At 34.3% G+C, this 16,935-nt stretch carries 16 protein-coding genes; 5 read left to right on the plus strand and 11 right to left on the minus strand.

Annotation, left to right across the window (positions count from 1 at the left end; translation table 11 throughout):
* Positions 1-136: 136 nt before the first annotated feature.
* The 6 genes from QYS49_RS11495 to QYS49_RS11520 all read right to left on the minus strand — a co-directional run bounded on the left by QYS49_RS11495 (position 137) and on the right by QYS49_RS11520 (position 5,327).
* Positions 137-655 carry a DUF2062 domain-containing protein gene (locus QYS49_RS11495; protein WP_308347388.1) on the minus strand — a complete coding sequence of 173 codons (519 nt, stop codon included), beginning with the start codon at positions 653-655 and terminating at the stop codon, positions 137-139.
* Positions 621-971, minus strand: a complete 351-nt coding sequence (locus QYS49_RS11500) for a translation initiation factor (protein WP_308347389.1) — start codon at positions 969-971, stop codon at positions 621-623. Before QYS49_RS11500 ends, QYS49_RS11495 begins: the two co-directional genes overlap by 35 nt.
* A gap of 64 nt (positions 972-1,035) precedes the next feature.
* Positions 1,036-1,740, minus strand: coding sequence for a pseudouridine synthase (locus tag QYS49_RS11505; protein ID WP_308347391.1), 705 nt, complete (start codon positions 1,738-1,740; stop codon positions 1,036-1,038).
* On the minus strand, positions 1,733-2,845 hold the full coding sequence (locus QYS49_RS11510) for an MBL fold metallo-hydrolase (RefSeq protein WP_308347392.1): 1,113 nt from the start codon (positions 2,843-2,845) through the stop codon (positions 1,733-1,735). The genes QYS49_RS11505 and QYS49_RS11510 overlap by 8 nt, the downstream gene beginning before the upstream one ends.
* A 68-nt stretch (positions 2,846-2,913) precedes the next feature.
* Complete coding sequence (locus tag QYS49_RS11515; RefSeq protein WP_308347394.1) at positions 2,914-3,621, minus strand: hypothetical protein; 708 nt, start codon at positions 3,619-3,621, stop codon at positions 2,914-2,916.
* An 80-nt stretch (positions 3,622-3,701) separates the two neighbouring features.
* Complete coding sequence (locus QYS49_RS11520) at positions 3,702-5,327, minus strand: ABC-F family ATP-binding cassette domain-containing protein (protein WP_308347396.1); 1,626 nt, start codon at positions 5,325-5,327, stop codon at positions 3,702-3,704.
* A 284-nt stretch (positions 5,328-5,611) separates the two neighbouring features.
* Here QYS49_RS11520 and QYS49_RS11525 point away from each other — a divergent pair, with 284 nt between their 5' ends.
* The 4 genes from QYS49_RS11525 to QYS49_RS11540 all read left to right on the plus strand — a co-directional run bounded on the left by QYS49_RS11525 (position 5,612) and on the right by QYS49_RS11540 (position 10,002).
* A complete protein-coding gene (locus tag QYS49_RS11525; protein WP_308347397.1) occupies positions 5,612-6,115 on the plus strand; it encodes a nucleoid-structuring protein H-NS in 504 nt (167 codons plus the stop codon).
* Between the two features lie 74 nt (positions 6,116-6,189).
* A complete protein-coding gene (locus QYS49_RS11530; protein WP_372587677.1) occupies positions 6,190-6,729 on the plus strand; it encodes a hypothetical protein in 540 nt (179 codons plus the stop codon).
* Entirely contained in the window at positions 6,726-7,556 is an 831-nt protein-coding gene (locus QYS49_RS11535) for a hypothetical protein (RefSeq protein WP_308347400.1), read from the plus strand. Before QYS49_RS11530 ends, QYS49_RS11535 begins: the two co-directional genes overlap by 4 nt.
* Entirely contained in the window at positions 7,543-10,002 is a 2,460-nt protein-coding gene (locus tag QYS49_RS11540) for a leucine-rich repeat domain-containing protein (RefSeq protein WP_308347402.1), read from the plus strand. Before QYS49_RS11535 ends, QYS49_RS11540 begins: the two co-directional genes overlap by 14 nt.
* Before the next feature lie 317 nt (positions 10,003-10,319).
* On the opposite strand, the gene QYS49_RS11545 is transcribed toward QYS49_RS11540, so the two are convergent.
* The 3 genes from QYS49_RS11545 to floA form a co-directional block, all read right to left on the minus strand.
* Positions 10,320-11,048, minus strand: a complete 729-nt coding sequence (locus tag QYS49_RS11545; protein WP_308347404.1) for a sulfotransferase-like domain-containing protein — start codon at positions 11,046-11,048, stop codon at positions 10,320-10,322.
* Positions 11,045-11,962, minus strand: a complete 918-nt coding sequence (locus QYS49_RS11550; RefSeq protein WP_308347406.1) for an aminotransferase class IV — start codon at positions 11,960-11,962, stop codon at positions 11,045-11,047. Before QYS49_RS11550 ends, QYS49_RS11545 begins: the two co-directional genes overlap by 4 nt.
* Positions 11,963-12,227: 265 nt before the next feature.
* Positions 12,228-13,115 (minus strand): flotillin-like protein FloA, encoded by an 888-nt coding sequence (gene floA, locus QYS49_RS11555; protein ID WP_308347407.1) that lies wholly within the window; start codon positions 13,113-13,115, stop codon positions 12,228-12,230.
* 273 nt (positions 13,116-13,388) lie between these two features.
* On the opposite strand from floA, the gene QYS49_RS11560 reads away from it, so the two are divergent.
* Positions 13,389-15,350 carry a M1 family metallopeptidase gene (locus QYS49_RS11560; protein ID WP_308347409.1) on the plus strand — a complete coding sequence of 654 codons (1,962 nt, stop codon included), beginning with the start codon at positions 13,389-13,391 and terminating at the stop codon, positions 15,348-15,350.
* Between the two features lie 55 nt (positions 15,351-15,405).
* Here the strand turns inward: QYS49_RS11560 and QYS49_RS11565 are convergent, their stop codons facing one another.
* Both QYS49_RS11565 and pth read right to left on the minus strand, forming a co-directional pair.
* The gene (locus tag QYS49_RS11565; protein WP_308347411.1) at positions 15,406-15,975 is read right to left on the minus strand and encodes a hypothetical protein; all 570 of its coding nucleotides are present in this window, start codon (positions 15,973-15,975) and stop codon (positions 15,406-15,408) included.
* A gap of 252 nt (positions 15,976-16,227) precedes the next feature.
* Positions 16,228-16,788 (minus strand): aminoacyl-tRNA hydrolase, encoded by a 561-nt coding sequence (gene pth, locus QYS49_RS11570; protein ID WP_308347412.1) that lies wholly within the window; start codon positions 16,786-16,788, stop codon positions 16,228-16,230.
* Positions 16,789-16,935 lie beyond the last annotated feature (147 nt).

The raw sequence follows: 16,935 nt of genomic DNA on the forward strand, positions 1-16,935 counted from the left end.
CTTTTGTAATCTCTATTTTAAAATTAGATATATACTGAATGAAATACTATGACTTCAATTATCTAGAATCCTGACATTTATCATAATTTATATTATGAGGATTTAAGATTGTTTTAAATGGTTGATTATCTATGATTTAAACGATAGCTTGGTTTCTTATTCCAGTACTTCTTAACCTCATTTTTCGGGCTAATCTTAGTAAAACTATCGCTAGAAAATAACTTCCTATTGAAATTGGAATAGTCATAGCAAGATTACCTAATGCAAATTGTTTGAAAAATAGAAGTATTTGACGAATGGTTTCATTTTGAACCTCAACATCAGGAAGGCTATTGGAAATTCTAGTTCCAATCTTATAACTTAACCAATAAATAGGAATAATGGTAATAGCATTCCAGACCAACATAGAAAGCAATACTGCCATTTTGTTAAGTTGTTTGAACACAGTTATAAATCCGATGCCTATAGCTGTGCTGAAACCTGGTGTAGGTAACAAAGCAATTAAAGTTCCAAAAGAATAACTTAAAGCAATAGATACATCAGATTTATCTGAAGTGAGTATCGCAATAGTATATCGCTTGAGTTTAAACAGAAATTTATCTTTATAGTAGCGTAGCTTTCTACCCGCCCACTTTTTTAACTTTGTTGTAGCCATCCTTTTGTAATACTTCCAAAATTTTATCCCGGAAATCTCCCTGAATCAGAATTTCTCCATCTTTCACACTTCCGCCTACACCACATTTCGATTTCAGCTTTTTCCCTAAGTCTTTTAAATCATTTTCAGTTCCAATAAATCCGCTAATAAGGCTCACTTTCTTACCTGCCCTAGCTTTTTTATCTAACTGTACTTTTAAATTTTGTTCTGATGGATGTAAGGTTTCTTGTTCTTCCTGTCCTTCATAATCATATTCAAATTCATCAGAAGTAGAATAAACGATACCTTCTCTATGCTTTTTGTTTTTCTTGCTCATTTCGGTTTCTTCTATACTTTATATACGTTTCGGATTACCAAAGTACTGAACTTTTGTAAAGATTTTATATGATTTTGAAATCGAAATTAAGAAAGCTTAGGGTTCTTTCAAATTCAGATGAAATATTAGCCTTTATATGGACAACATTACTGTTAACAGGATGTTTAAACTTTACTTCTTTAGCATGTAAAAGCATGCTGTCCATGCCCCATTTTTCTTTGAATAGTTTGTTTTGCTTATTGCAGCCGTGTGGGCGATCTGCAATAATCGGATGGTCAATATGTGCCAAATGTTTTCTGATTTGATGCATCCTTCCAGTTTCTGGTTTTACTTCTACCAAAGAATAGCGGCTAGTTTCAAATTTCCCTAATGGAACAGGAATTTCTGTGTGTGCCAGTGTTTTGTAATGGCTTACAGATTCTTGTAATTGGCCGCTTTCCTTTCTTAAAGCATAATCTATAGTACCTTCAGAATCAGTAAAGCCTCTAACAATGGCTAAATAAGTTTTCTCAATCAGTTGATCCCTGAAAAGAGCTGTGGTTTTTGAATTATTTTCTTCATCCAACGCAAAAAGTAAAACTCCCGAAGTTTTACGGTCTATTCTATGAACTGGATAAACTCGCTGACCCAATTGATCTCTCAACAATTGCAAAGCAAAGACATCTGTTTCAGTAGCAATTTTAGTGCGATGCACTAACAAACCATGAGGTTTATTAATAGCTACTAGATATTCGTTTTGGTATATTATTTCTAGGGGTTGTTTATTCACTACTTATCTCTTCTGAATACTGCTTCCACCATCCATTTTCACTTTTAGCATCCAGACTGAACCATTTGCCTTGTGGAATGCTTAATAATGGAATCTCTTTTTCCGCAGCTTCCTTTTCAAGATCTAGAATGGGCTCATACCAACTATGTAAAGCCAAATCAAAAGTTCCCCAATGGATTGGGAATAGTTTCTTTGCTCTCATCTTTTGAAAGGCTTCAATTGCTTCTATCGGATCCATGTGTATATCGTGCCAAGCTTCATTATAAGCGCCAATTGGCATAAATGCTACATCAAAAGGCCCCAGCTTTTCATCTATTTCCTTAAATCCATCAAATATCCCGGTGTCACCTCCAAAATAGATGTTATCACCCTCCATTTCTATTACCCATGAAGCCCAGAAGGTGTTGTTTTGACTTAATAACCTCCCGCTAAAATGGCGAGCTGGTGTAGCGGTTATGGTTATACCATCTTCAGTATGAGTATCCCACCAGCTAAATTCTTTAATTTTTTCAGCTGGAACTCCCCAATATTCCAAACTGGCTTTTACTCCTGTAGGAACAAAAAAGTATTTAGTCTTTGCTGTGATTTTTTTGATAGTTTCATAATCCAAATGGTCGTAATGATCATGTGAAATCACAACGGCTTCCAATTCAGGCAAATCTTCAGAAGAAATAGGAGGGGCGCTGAATCTTTCTGGTCCCATGAAGTTAAAGGGTGATGCACGCTCACCCAACATTGGATCTGCCAAAACATATTTGCCGTTTTTGTAAAATAAAACCGCTGCATGTCCTAGCCAATTAACTTGCAGAATGCTATCGTTTTCTTGCTTGTTGTTTTCAGTAAAAACATAGTCCTTAGTTGGATTCGTTTCTACATCTCTTTTGAAATAATTTCTCAAAATACGTGGAACTTGTGTAAACTCCGCACTTGTAGTTTGAATGGAGTTTACAAACTTGCCTTTGTGATAATAAGGAGATGTAGCCATTTCCTCTTTATTTGGAGCTTTTCCGACTGAAGGAACAAAATATTTTACCATATAGTAACCTAAAATGAAAAAGGCTACTACAATGAGTAAGCCTTTTATGATTTTAATGAATGTTTTCATTGATAGCTTTAAACTGAAAAATGAATTTAATGTTCTTTGACCAAATGAAAATAGTAAAATTACTCAATCTAAAAATGAATTCCTGGAATTAGTTCTAAGGTACCACGAGCCTTATAATTTTTTGAAATTACAGAATCGCTAATGAGTACTTCACCTTCATTATTCTTAAATTCCATTTCAAAACTATAGGGTGATACCACAGAAAGAATGATAGTATCTTCTCTGGTAGCAGTTGCACTAAATCTTTGAAAAATATATCCCCCTTTACTAAATCCAAATCCTAAAGAATGTTCTTTTGTTCCATTTGGATAATCTATTATCATTGTATATTCCGATTCATCCATAGCTATACGCTTGACTTGCACTAAAATTTCACCTATTGCCAAATGGTTAGGTTTTAAAGTAATTGTTTTTTTGCCATCTTCAGGATAAATCAGAAACTTATTTTCTTGGAATGACATATAGATAGTAACCTCAATGGGCGATAAAGCCTTAAATTCGAAATCAAGTAAATCTTGTTCGCTGAAGTCTCGTTTTATCGTTTTGTAGTATGGGAAACTATGTTTCTTTTCATCTACACTTCCAAAAGAGTATTCGGTACCACCTAGGACCCCATTGATTTGATAGCTAAAGCCTGTATGGGTACTATCCTCTATCATTGTATAAGTGGCACTATATTCTAGTTTTTTAGGCCATAAGGGCTCGTCTTGTGAACAGCTAATTAGAACGAAAATAGAAAAAATAGCTGAGATCAATTGTAAATTAATCTTTTTCATTATGTCAAATATATTATATAAAAAAGTTTCCTTGAGGGGAAATAATTTAATACAATGTTAAAATAATAATTGGAATTTTATTAAGCCTTCACCTTACCGTATAATTCTTCTCTCTGAGCCTGAATCCTATCATCATCCATATATTGGTCGTAAGTTTTCAAACTGTCGATATTGCCATTTGGCGTAAGCTCCAAAATTCTGTTAGCAACTGTGTTCGTAAACTCATGGTCATGAGAGGTGAAAATAACAGTACCAGGAAAATCCTTCAAGCCATTATTAAATGCCTGAATAGATTCCAAATCTAAGTGGTTGGTAGGCTCGTCTAACATCAACAAGTTTCCACCGGTCAACATCATTTTAGACACCATACATCTTACTTTTTCTCCTCCAGATAATACATTTACTGATTTGAAAGTTTCTTCTCCAGTGAAAAGCATTTTACCTAAGAATCCACGGATGTAAACCTCATCTTTTTCATCAGAATAGTTTCTTAACCAGTCGATTAAGTTTTCTTTTCCTTGGAAAAACTCATCATTGTGGTTGGGTAAATAAGAAGTTGTGATAGTTTGGCCGAATTTAAAGCTACCTGAGTCCGCTTGCATATTGCCATTCAAGATTTCAAATAGGGCAGTGGTAGCCAAACTATTTTTACTCAAAATGGATATTTTATCGCCTTTATTTACAAATAAATCCAAATCCCTAATCAAGGTTTTGCCTTCAACAGCCTTGTTAAGCTTTTCAATTTGTAATATCTGATCTCCAGCTTCTCTATTTTGATTAAAGATAATGGCAGGATATCTACGTGTAGAAGGTTTGATATCTTCTACATTGATTTTATCTAATAATTTTCTTCTACTGGTTGCTTGCTTTGATTTAGATGCATTCGCACTAAATCGGGCAATAAACTCTTGTAATTCTTTCTTTTTCTCCTCTGCTTTTTTGTTAGCAGACGATTTTTGGCTCAGCGCCAATTGGCTTGATTCATACCAGAAAGAGTAGTTTCCAGAATACATACTGATTTGGCTGAAATCAATATCCACGATGTGTGTACAAACCGTATCCAAAAAGTGTCTATCGTGAGAAACTACGATTACTGTATTTTTGAATTCTAAAAGGAAATCTTCCAACCAAGCGATGGTATAGATATCCAAATCGTTGGTAGGCTCATCCAGAATCAAGACATCTGGATTACCGAATAAAGCTTGTGCCAAAAGGACACGAACTCTATAATTACCATCCACGTCTTTCAATAATTTATAATGGTGCTCTTCTTCAATGCCCAAACCGCTCAATAGGGCGGCAGCATCAGACTCAGCATTCCAGCCGTCCATTTCAGCAAATTCTTCTTCTAATTCAGATACTTTAATACCGTCAGCTTCAGAGAAATCAGGTTTGCTATACAATTCTTCTTTGGCTTTGATGTTGTTCCACAATTTATCGTGACCCATCATAACCGTGTTCAAAACAGTGTGTTCGTTAAACTCATTATGGTTCTGCTTTAGCACAGCCATTCTTTTGCCTGCATCTAGGCTTACATTACCTTTGGTAGGGTTTATTTCACCTGAAAGGATTTTTAGGAAAGTAGATTTTCCTGCTCCATTGGCACCAATTACGCCATAGCAGTTTCCTTGCGTGAATTTGATGTTTACTTCATCAAATAAGACTCTTTTTCCGAATTGGAGGGTTAAATTACTGGTATTAATCATAGCATTTTTTCAATCAGAGCGCAAAGGTAAGGATATTCATTGAGAGTGGTGGGCTTTGGGCGGGAGTTATTTACAAAAAAAATGAAAGTGAGATCATTAAATTTTGGTCACAGTTGGCGCACATTTTTTCCCGTTTGTCCATTTTGGTTATTGCTATTAAGACAGAAATTGATATAGAAAACTATTAGCCACCCATTTCTTTCGATAAAACAATTATTTTTATCGATAAATATAACTTTATATCAAAATTACGTTAGTAGTCATGTACTAAACAATTGTATGAAATGAACAAATTGAAATCTATTTTTAGGCTAACTGCCTTGTGTTTGATCTTAAGTGCTGGCCTATTTGCTTGTAAGAGTAGTAAAAAAATGGCGGATGCATCAAATGATGCAGATGCTACTGAAGAACAACAAGAAAGACCTGATGACACTACGGTTGACTTAGAATCTCCAGAAGCTTCAAAAACTGCAGACACTGAAATTTCTGAAGGAGAGTTATCGAATAGACTGGATAATTATTTTAATGCTATTGCTAATTCTTCAGGCAATACGGCAAGAGCAAATAGTAATATCAATGAAGCGAAATCAATGTTTGCCTCTCCAGATGTTCCCGTTTTGATTATCATTAATGAATCCACAGACGGAACCAAAGATTATGATGAGCCAACCAATATTATGGATTATATGAATTATTTGAAAGATCAAGGCAAAAACCTCAATAATATTTATAAGGTGAAAACCAATGATAGAGGTAGAATTACTGAACTCGAATTGATTCGCAAATAATTTATTGAAATCACATAAACTATAAAGAAATGAAGATATTAAATTTAAAATATATAGCTATTACAGCTCTTTTGATGAGCTTCTCATTGGGTGCCATGGCTCAAACGGATGATGTTTCACCACAAAGAAAACAAGCCATTGATTCTTTAGCTTTAGAAAAAGTAAGGGATTTGAGTAAATATATCAGCATAATTGGAGACAAAGAAACTGCTTATTCTGAAGCCAATAGGGTGATGGATAGAGCAGAAGAATTATTTGCTCCAGATAGCGAAATGGGTGTTTCTTCCTTAACTACTGAAGAAGTAGAATACTACAAAGTAAGAAAATACTTCGAACGTTTGATGGCTTTAAATTACGATAATGTAAAGATCAGTTGGTACGATATTCATTATATCAGTGATTTGGAAAAGCAACCTGACGGTAAATATGTTGGAGTTGTAACCGTTTATCAGCGTTTTGAAGGAACTTCTGATGATGGACTAAATTACAAAGACACTACTAAAAAAGACATCACTATTTATGTAGAGAAAAAGAAAACTCAGATTTCAGGTAGAACTATCGAATTTTGGGATGTGATGTTGGGTGATATTCGTGTTACGGAAACTTCTTCATGATACGAATCCTTTTAATTAATTTATTGATATGCTTACCTTTCATGCTTCCTGCACAAATTGTGCAGGAAGATGGAAGTACTCGTGATGAATCTGAATTATATGCTTCTACCAAGCAGGTAAATCAATTCTTTAGACGATTTAATGGAGAAGAAGACCAGAAAGGAAGGCGTTTTTATGAAGGTGATAAAGAATTCAGGGAAGTTTCCTTGCGAAAAAATTATATCACCTTGCTTTTTGACAGGGAAAATGAAAGTATCCCATCTGAGCAGAAAAAATCATTCATATATGATGTAACCGATAAACGCAACCCCAAATTTCTAGATTTCCATGAAGAGGGCTGGTTTGCTGAAGTAAATGCCGTTTTCTCAAGAAATGGACAAGAAGAAAACATTTTGTTGTTCTTTAAAATTCAAGAGGAGGGAAAAGGCTATGAGTGGGTATTAGAACAAGTTTCTTCCAGTTATTATCAACAATTCTTTGAAAAGGATGAAAGTGAAGAAAAGCCATTTTTACATCCAATGAGCCATGAATTAGATTTTATGAATTTGCATAAATCCTTAAGACAGGAAAATGCTGTTGATTTCACAGCTGATGATTTTGAAGTAGACCCTTTGTCTATTTTTTTATATGAAATGGCTTCAAAGCAAATTCAATTTAAAACAGTTACAGGCTCAAAATTTCATTTCTTCCAATGTGAAGGATGGTATTTTCAAATTGCAGAATACAACCGCAAAGGATATAATAGCGGTTGGTTGATTTCAGATTTGATCCCTATTAAAAAAGAAGACATTCCACAATTGAAAGCATTTATCTATGAAGCGAAATAATTTCCTTTTAATTCTTTTAAGCTTGTTTTTTGTGCTCAATTTTAATGTTTCCGCTCAGGATATTGAAGGATTTGAAAAGCAAGAAATTGAATCCTATAAATCTAAAGCCCAAGACCAAGTCCGTTTCTTAGAATATTTGCTTAATACTTTGGGAAGTAAAGATGCTAGCCATAGAGATAAGGATGTCATAATTCGTGAAAGCTATTTGAAAATTTTCAGAGATAGTAAAGTTCAAATTGAAGATGATTTAACGGAGAATCGTAATGTCTTGATTAATAAAGATGTAACGGCTTATTTAAAAGATATTGAATTCTTTTTTCAGAATGCCAAGTTTGATTTTGATATTAAATCAACAGAACCCTTTTTGAGAGATAATGGCGGATTGTCCTTCAAGGTAGAGCTGAATAGAACTTTAAAAGCTAAAGGAATAGAAGGGGAGTCCATTCTGAATACCAAAACTCGATTTGTGGAAATTAATTTGGATAAGGAAAAAGACGAACTTCAGATTGCAAGTATTTATACCACTAAAGTGAGCCGAGATGAAGCCATAATAGAATGGTGGAATAACCTTTCCTTAGGTTGGAAGGATATTTTCCGAAAGGAAATCCAGATAACAGAGGATAGTGTTGAAATCAATCAATTAAATATAATTGCATCAATTGATTCTCTTAATTTATCTAACAACAATTATATTGTCAGCCTAGCACCCTTAAGCTTTTTGGTGGATTTGAGATATGTAAATCTTAGCCATACTAAAATTGAAGACATTTCCCCATTAAGCAGTTTGACCGAATTGAAACATTTAGATATATCACACACCGCCATAGAAGATTTGAGCTTCCTGCGCTATGCTGAAAACATGGAGCATTTAGATATTTCATTCACACCAGTTCAAAAAATTAATGAATTGGAGAACCTGAATGCTTTAGAGGAATTAAAATTGAATGGAGCTGATATTAGGGAATTTGAGGTTTTGAGTAATTTTAAAAACCTTATAAAGCTTGATTTAAGTGAGACTTTCTTTAATAATCCAGAAGTGTTTTCAGAACTGAATAAGTTGGAAGAACTCAATATGGCGAGAAGTAATTTGTCAAAGTTGACTAATAAAATGAGCCCTGAGACTTTGAAAATGCTGGATATTTCATTTGCCTTTATTTCTGACTTAAGTCCGCTTGAAGATTATAAAAATCTAAAATCACTGAACATTAATAACACCCAAGTTGAAAGTTTAGAACCTCTGGAAAATTTAGAGAGCTTGGAGAAAATTTATGCTGATAACACTTTTGTGAGCGAGCAGGAAATCAATGAGTTTATAGATGCCAATCCTGGTAAATTATTGGTTGTTAATTCAGAGGAATTATCAGAATGGTGGACTAATTTAAATATGGATTGGAAGGATGCACTTTCTGTTTATTTAGAGGGAAGAGTAAGAGATAATCCTGAAAAAGAGCAATTGACTAAACTTTTATTGAAAGATAGCTTAAATCTTAATAATAATGGATTAAATGAATTAAATCCATTGGTGAAATTCTCCCGATTGCGTTATTTGTCTATATCCAATAATCAAATTAAAAGTTTGTCTCCTATCGAAAGCTTGAATTCTTTAAGTGTTTTGGAAGCACAGAATATTGAATTGAATTCAATAACATCAATTTTGAGACTGAAAAAATTGAAAAAGCTTAATTTAGCTCAAAATCAACTTTCAGAAGAGCAGTTTTTGCAGTTAAGCAAGATGAATAGTTTGAACGAATTGAATGTCGATAAAAGCGGAATTCAAAAAGAGGCGGTAAGAAAATTTCTTTCTCAAAAAGCTACGGAATGCAGTGTTGTTTATGATAAAGAAGGTATCGATGCTTGGTGGACTGATTTAGATGATACTTGGCAATCAATTTTCAAACTACAATTCCCCTTAAGCAGCATACCGACCTATAAAGAACTTCATGATTTAACCGCGATAAATTCTATTGTGATAATGGATGAGCCCATTAATAGTTTAGATCCATTATCACAGTTTGTGTTTTTGGAAGAATTATATTTGGAAAGGGTAGGGCTTGAAAATTTAGAAAGTATATCTGCAATTAAGGATATCAAGATATTAAGTATAAAAGAAAGTCCCATTGAAGATTTACAACCCTTAAATCAACTTTATCAGTTGGAAAAATTGATATTGAATTTTACTGCAGTTGATGATTTAAAACCATTGGAAGAAATGCAAGATCTTGAGTATTTAAGCTTGGCAGGAACTAAAGTGAAGAATCTAAAGGGAATTGGAACTTTAATTGGCTTAAAATATCTCGATATATCAAGCACTCAAGTCCGATGGATTGGTAAATTAGATATGTTAACAAATCTTGAACAATTCATTTGTTATAATACCAGAATCTTTGATTTTAGTCTTAATAATTTCAAAGAAGAGCATCCTGATTGTTCCGTTAGGTTTTATTAATTCCTTTTTTCAATATTTAGGGTTCTCTTAAAAGTTTAAATGAAACTCTAATTTTCATTATATCTAAATCCTCATAAGCTATGATTTACAGAAAACATGAGGTTTCAAATATTAAATATAGATTTTTATCCAAAATTATATTTAACAGTTTCTACTTTTCCTTTTTGCTTGATCAAAAAGAAAGAAAAAATCAAGACAAAAAGATGCTGCATCGCTACATGCCAACGCTGGCCCGCCTTTTTGTCCTCCTGCCCGCCCTCTTCGAGCTTATATTACTTGGTTTTGAAAGTTTGTAGTATTAATCAAGAAGAGCCTATTTAAAGAGCTATTTTTCTTAATTTCTCGTAATAAGGCTGACATTCCTCTAATAAGGGCTTCAATTTCTCAGGAAAAGGTTTTGTTTTGGGACGGTATGGCATAAAACTAGTGGAGTTGTGAATGCTATTGTACCAATATTTAGCCCAAACACCATCTTCAGACATTGCTCCTTTTTCCCAATTCAGCATTGCTGTGTCAAAAGGAATTCCAATAGCCTCACATAATTTATTCAGCTGTTTTTCGGGATTAAGTAATATGGATTTAGAATCAACCACTATCACTGGTAAATTCATGCTTTGCAATTTTTCTACTATGTCCAAATGCATTTTATATCCTACATCTTGCATGGAAGGGTTTTCAATTACTTCCGCAAAAGAAGGAAGCATTTCTACAGGATCACGGGTAAGAATAACATTTACCATTGATTTCATAAAATTCTTTTCGAGACTTGTTAGTAAATGATGTGTCATATTCTTAAAAAATAGGACAGGCTTTTCGGAATAATTTAGCATCATATTGACCACTTTATCACCATCGTTTTCCATGCTTGCCATAATTTCATCAGCTCCCGGATGGTATTCCGCTGCATTAGAATTCTTAAGATAATAGCCATACAAAGGCTCATCAAAGACCTTGGTGTCTTTCCTTTGTGCAAAGGAATACATTAATGCTGTTGAGATATTTCGGGGACCAGACCAAAGCGAAATTCGTTTTACTGATTCAATCATTTGGCGTTAATTTCAGTATCAATTAAACTTTTATAAAGTGTACTTAATTTATCGGTTTTAGTACCTGGATTTCCATCACCAATAGTTCTTCCATCTATCTTAATAACTGGGGTCAGACCACCAAAAGTACCCGTAACAAAACATTCGTCTGCTCCATAAACATCAAAAAGGGAGAAGTTTTTTTCCTTGCAGGTGATGTTATTCTCTTTACAAACTTTAATTACATTTCCTCTGGTAATGCCATTCATACAGTATTGACCTGTGGAGGTCCAAACTTCATCACCTTTTACCATAAAGAAATTGGTAGCATTACATGTAGCAACAAATCCATGAACATCCAACATAAGTGCTTCATCTGCTCCAGCTTCCAGTGCCTGTATAAGTGCTTGAACTTCATGTAATTTACTATGGCAATTAAGCCGTGGGTCTAAATAGTCAGGAGAGCCTCTTCTAATGGTAGAGGTAAAAAGGCTTATTCCTTTATTTTTGGTTTCTTCTGAAGCTATTTTATGTTCTGCAATAATCACTACATTAGGACCTGAAATAGTGAGTCTTGGATCTTGCGAGGGTGTTTTTTTGAAACCTCTTGTAACCATTACCCTCGCATGAATATGATCACTCATATTGTTTGCATCTAAGGTCTTTTGTACCATTTGTAATAAATCCTCTTTACTAAAAGGTAATTGTAATCCTATTACTTTGGCTGATTGCCACATTCGATCAAGGTGCTGGTCAACAAATAGCATTTTGCCCTTATGAACTCGGAAAGCTTCCCAAATTCCATCGCCTACAAGATAGCCACTATCAAAAACTGATATTTTAGCCTCTGCTCGAGGAAATAATTCACCATTAATAAAAATTTTAATATCCTTATTGCGTGGGTCTTCAACGGCATTGTGTGTTCCTGAAACCATATTGCTCTTTTTATGGCAATTTAGGAGATTAAAGGAGGAAATAAAATGTCAGCTTAAGTATAGTTTTTAAGTCTAAAGGAATTATGAAATGAATGTTTGATCAAAACGTTCAATGCTATATAGGGATGGACAAACATCTAACTTCTAACTTCCAGCTTCTTGCTATTATCGGTCTGACCTTCGGTACTGACCTAAGAACGCAAATCATCCAGCAACTTCCCAAATCAAGCTTCCTACTTCTAGCTTCTGACTCCCACCTTCTAACTTAATAAACCCTTCCAGACCTAAAAGCACCTGAAAGTGCCACAGGAATCTCTGCTTCAGCTTGAATAACAGTAGCTTTTGCTTTTTGCACACGTGCGGACATTTCCTGCTCCAATGCAACGGCCATAGCTCTGCGTTTTTCTGCTTTGGCTTTGGCGATATTTAAATCTGCAGAAGCCTGATCAATTTGAAGGAATGCCCCAATATTTTTTCCGATATCAATATCTGCTATGTCTATAGATAAGATTTCAAAAGCGGTTCCAGCATCTAAACCATCGGCCAATACTTTTTTCGAAATACTTTCAGGATTCTCCAAAACCTCATAATATGTTTTGGCTGTTCCTATACAAGAGATAACTCCTTGACCTACTCGAGCTTTTATAGTTTCTTCACCTGCTCCACCCACTAATCTGCCCAAATTGGTTCTAACGGTTACTCTTGCCTCAGCTATTAATTGAATGCCATCTAAGGAAACACCAGTGATGGCTGGCACTACAATCATATAAGGTGTAACGGATACTTGAACAGCTTGTAATACGTCTCTTCCTGCCAAATCAATAGCAGTAGCTTGTTTGAATGATAATTGTAAATTCGCTTTATCTGCTACAATCAATGCTTTTATAACATTGGGTAAATTTCCATTAGCTAAATAATGCGTTTCCATTTCTTCTGTAGTAACATCTAAAATACCTGCTTTTGTGGCGTTAATCATTGCGTTTGCGATTAATACAGGTGGCACTTTCCGAAATCGCATAAATACCAATTCCAATAAATTGATTCTAACTCCAGAAAAAATGGCGGTTATCCAAATATTGATGGGGAATATAAATAAGAAGAGCCATATTCCGACCAGAATGGCAACTAAGAGGATAATAGAATTTAATGCCATTGGATATCAACGTTGTTTAGTGTGCAGAAAGGTAGTGAATTGGTTGCATATATTTTCTTGGATGGATTTATTTTATTTTGGTTATTGACCCATAGGATAAATATGCATTTCTTTTAACTTATTTAGTATTATCGACTGGCCTAATATTTACTAATTACGCAACTATACTTCTAAACTTCAACACCTCATCACCTATTTATTCATTCATCAAACAAAACTGTGTATGACAATAAAATTATATTAATTTCGTGTTTTATTGAATATAAACCATAAATGAAATATATGAGAGTATTAAAACTATCGGTTTTGATGTTTTTAGGCGTTATGAGCAGCCTATTTGCACAGGAACCTCAAGAAAACAACCAGGATTTATTTAAATTTTTTGGCGACAGAAGTGGAAATGAATTTAGATCTGCCTCTGGAAAACCAGGACACAATTATTGGCAGAACAGTGCTGATTATAAAATTGACGTTACCTTGGATGAAGAAAATGAGATGTTAAGAGGTAGCATTACTATTAATTATACCAACAACAGTCCAGAGAAATTAGAATTTGTATGGTTGCACCTTGAGCAAAATCGCTTCACAGAAACTTCAAGAGGTACTTTGACCACGCCAATCCAAGGAAACCGATATGTTGGTGATATGGATGGTGGTTATAATATCACGAATTTAAAGGCAGTAAGCGGAAGAAGAGGTAATCCTTCAAGCGAGCATATTATTACTGATACAAGAATGCAGGTTTTCTTTGATGAACCAATTGAAGCAAAAGGTGGAACGGCTACTATTAGCATGAATTTCGAATACAAAATTCCTGTAAAAGGAATGGATAGAATGGGGCAGTTGAAAGTAGATGACGGGACAATTTTCGCTATGGCACAATGGTATCCTAAAATGGTGGTTTTTGATGATGTAAGAGGCTGGAATACGGAGCCATACTTAGGCGCAGGTGAGTTTTATTTAGATTATGGAGATTTTGAATATAATGTGACAGTTCCTTATGATCATATTGTAGTAGGTTCAGGAGAGTTATTAAATCCAAAAGATGTATTGACAGCTGAGCAACAAAACAGAATGGCTAAAGCTGCGAATAGCGATGAAACTGTTCATATTATTACGGCTGATGAAGTAGGAGATCCTTCTAAAACAAGACCAAAGCAATCAGGAAATTTAACTTGGAAATTCAAGATAGAAAATGCTAGAGATGTAGCTTGGGGTTCATCACCAGCATTTATCTGGGATGCAGCTAAAATAGATTTACCGAGCGGTAAAAAGGCTATGGCTCAATCTGCTTATCCAAAAGAAAGTGATGGAGAAGATGGTTATGGACGATCAACTGAATATTCTAAGGCATCAGTTGAGCATTATTCCAACAAATGGTTCGAATATCCTTATCCTAATGCGGTGAATGTGGCAGCTGATATTGGAGGAATGGAATATCCAGGATTGAACTTCTGTGGATACCAATCAAAGAACAAATCATTATGGGGAGTAACGGATCATGAATTTGGTCATAACTGGTTTCCTATGATTGTAGGTAGTAATGAAAGATTATATGCTTGGATGGATGAAGGTTTCAATACTTTTATCAATTTCTATTCTTCAGAGGAATTTAATGATGGAGAATTTGCAGATGATTTGGATGAAACCAGAAGCTATGTAGGTTGGTTGACAAGCGATAGTAGAGAAAAAATAGCAACCTATCCAGATGTTGCTGATACTAGAAATTTAGGAATGATTGCCTATATGAAGCCAGCAATGGGGCTTTTGATGCTAAGAGAATATATCTTAGGTCATGAAAGATTTGATAATGCTTTTACAGCTTATATTGAAAGATGGGCTTACAAGCACCCAACTCCTGGAGACTTCTTTAATACGATGGAAAATGTTTCTGGTGAGAGCTTATCATGGTTCTGGAAAACTTGGTTTTATGGAAATGGAAATATTGATATTGCGTTAGATGGAGTTTATCCTTACCAAGGAAGTTATTTATTGGTTTTAGCTAATAAAGGTGAAGTTCCAATGCCTGTTAAAATGAAAGTTACCTATACAGATGGAACAGATGAGATGGTAGAATTGCCTGTAGAAATATGGCAAAGAGGAAATTCATGGAATCATTTGTTGACTTCTGGAAGTAAGGAAGTTGAAAAAATAGAAATTGATCCTGATAAAATTCTCCCAGATGTAAATGGAAGTAATGATGTTTGGCCAAGCCAATATTATGAAGATAAATAATCTCTATTTTTAAGATACAGTATAGTTGAAAAGCTCTCCTTTTGGAGGGCTTTTTTTACTTCTCAATAATTGGCACAAAAGGTGGCTCATTTAAATTACAAAGTACAACTTGCTCAATAGATAAATAGTATTTATTAAGTTTATCCTTATAAGCTTGGCTTACGAGTTCATGATTTAAAACCCATTCCTTAGTCGCAATAATCTCTTCTCTAAAACCTCTTTTAATGGCTATATAATCAGCTTCATGTTCTGTTTTTATTTTAAATGAATTGGAGAAGATATATTTCAAGCCATATTTTATCATACCTAAATTGGAGTAGGAGAGATAATCCACCAAATGACCTAATTCATGAGCGAACCAACCGGTCATCACTTCTTCTGGAACATCTTCCATTTTTAAATTTTCACTGCTGCTTACAAAAACACCTAATTTTATTCTATATCGCTTCACCCCACTAAAAATATTTTTCAAAGATATAATAGGCTGAGCCTGCATGGTAGATGATTTTACTCTTTTTTGATATAGCGTAATAGAATAATCATGCAAGTCCTCATACTCTTTTAAAGCAGTGAGAAAACTATCTTTTATTTTGTCACTTTTAATCTTCTTGAATTTTACTTTCATACAAAATTAGTAACGATGCAAATTTCTCATTGTTTAAATGCGAATACTGAATTTAACAAATAGAATAGAGCTTTTACCTCTTACCAAGACTTTTACTGACTATATTCTAATGATAGAATAGGAGTAATCTTTCAAATAGCTTTGGTTATTGGAACAAAATTTTGCTTTATGCGGATTTTAATTGAAAAGCTACCTCAGTGTTTTAAATACACATATGAAACCTAAAAGAATTAAACTATGCAGTTAGCTGGTTTAATCATTAAACTCACTCATTGTTCTATTGACACCAATAGTGGTAAATCCAAGAACCATATCACAGGCTTTATCCATTATAAACGGCAACTCATCAAATTCCTGCTGAGTAAAGGGACTTAATACATAATCTACTTGCTGACCTTTATGAAAATCATCACCTATACCGAATTTTAAGCGAGCGTAATTTTGTCCGCCAGTCATATCTTCAATATTTTTCAACCCATTATGGCCTGCAGCGGAACCCTTTGCACGCAATCTTAATTTTCCGAAAGGCAAGGCAATGTCATCAGTAATCACCAAGATATTTTCTTTAGGAATTTTAAGCTCTTGCATCCAATAGTTTACTGCCTTGCCCGAAAGATTCATGTAGGTAGTAGGCTTTATTAAATGGATTTGTCTGCCTTTATATTTGAACTCTGATTTCATTGCTAATTTCAAAGTTTCAAACTCCACTTTCTGTTGGTCAGCTAATCTGTCCAAAGTTAAAAAACCGATATTATGGCGGGTGATTTCGTATTCTGCTCCAATATTTCCTAAACCTACAATCAGGTATTTCATGTGTATAGTGTTTAATTTAAATGGTCACAACTTGTCCCGTATTTATAGGGATGGAATTCGCAAGAAACATTCATCAGGCGGTTGGTATAAATTTGCCCTCAAATATTTTTGCTCATTTCATAATGCTATTACTTTTTTCAAAGCGCA

Source organism: Marivirga salinae (assembly GCF_030503855.1).
Lineage (GTDB): Bacteria > Bacteroidota > Bacteroidia > Cytophagales > Cyclobacteriaceae > Marivirga > Marivirga salinarum.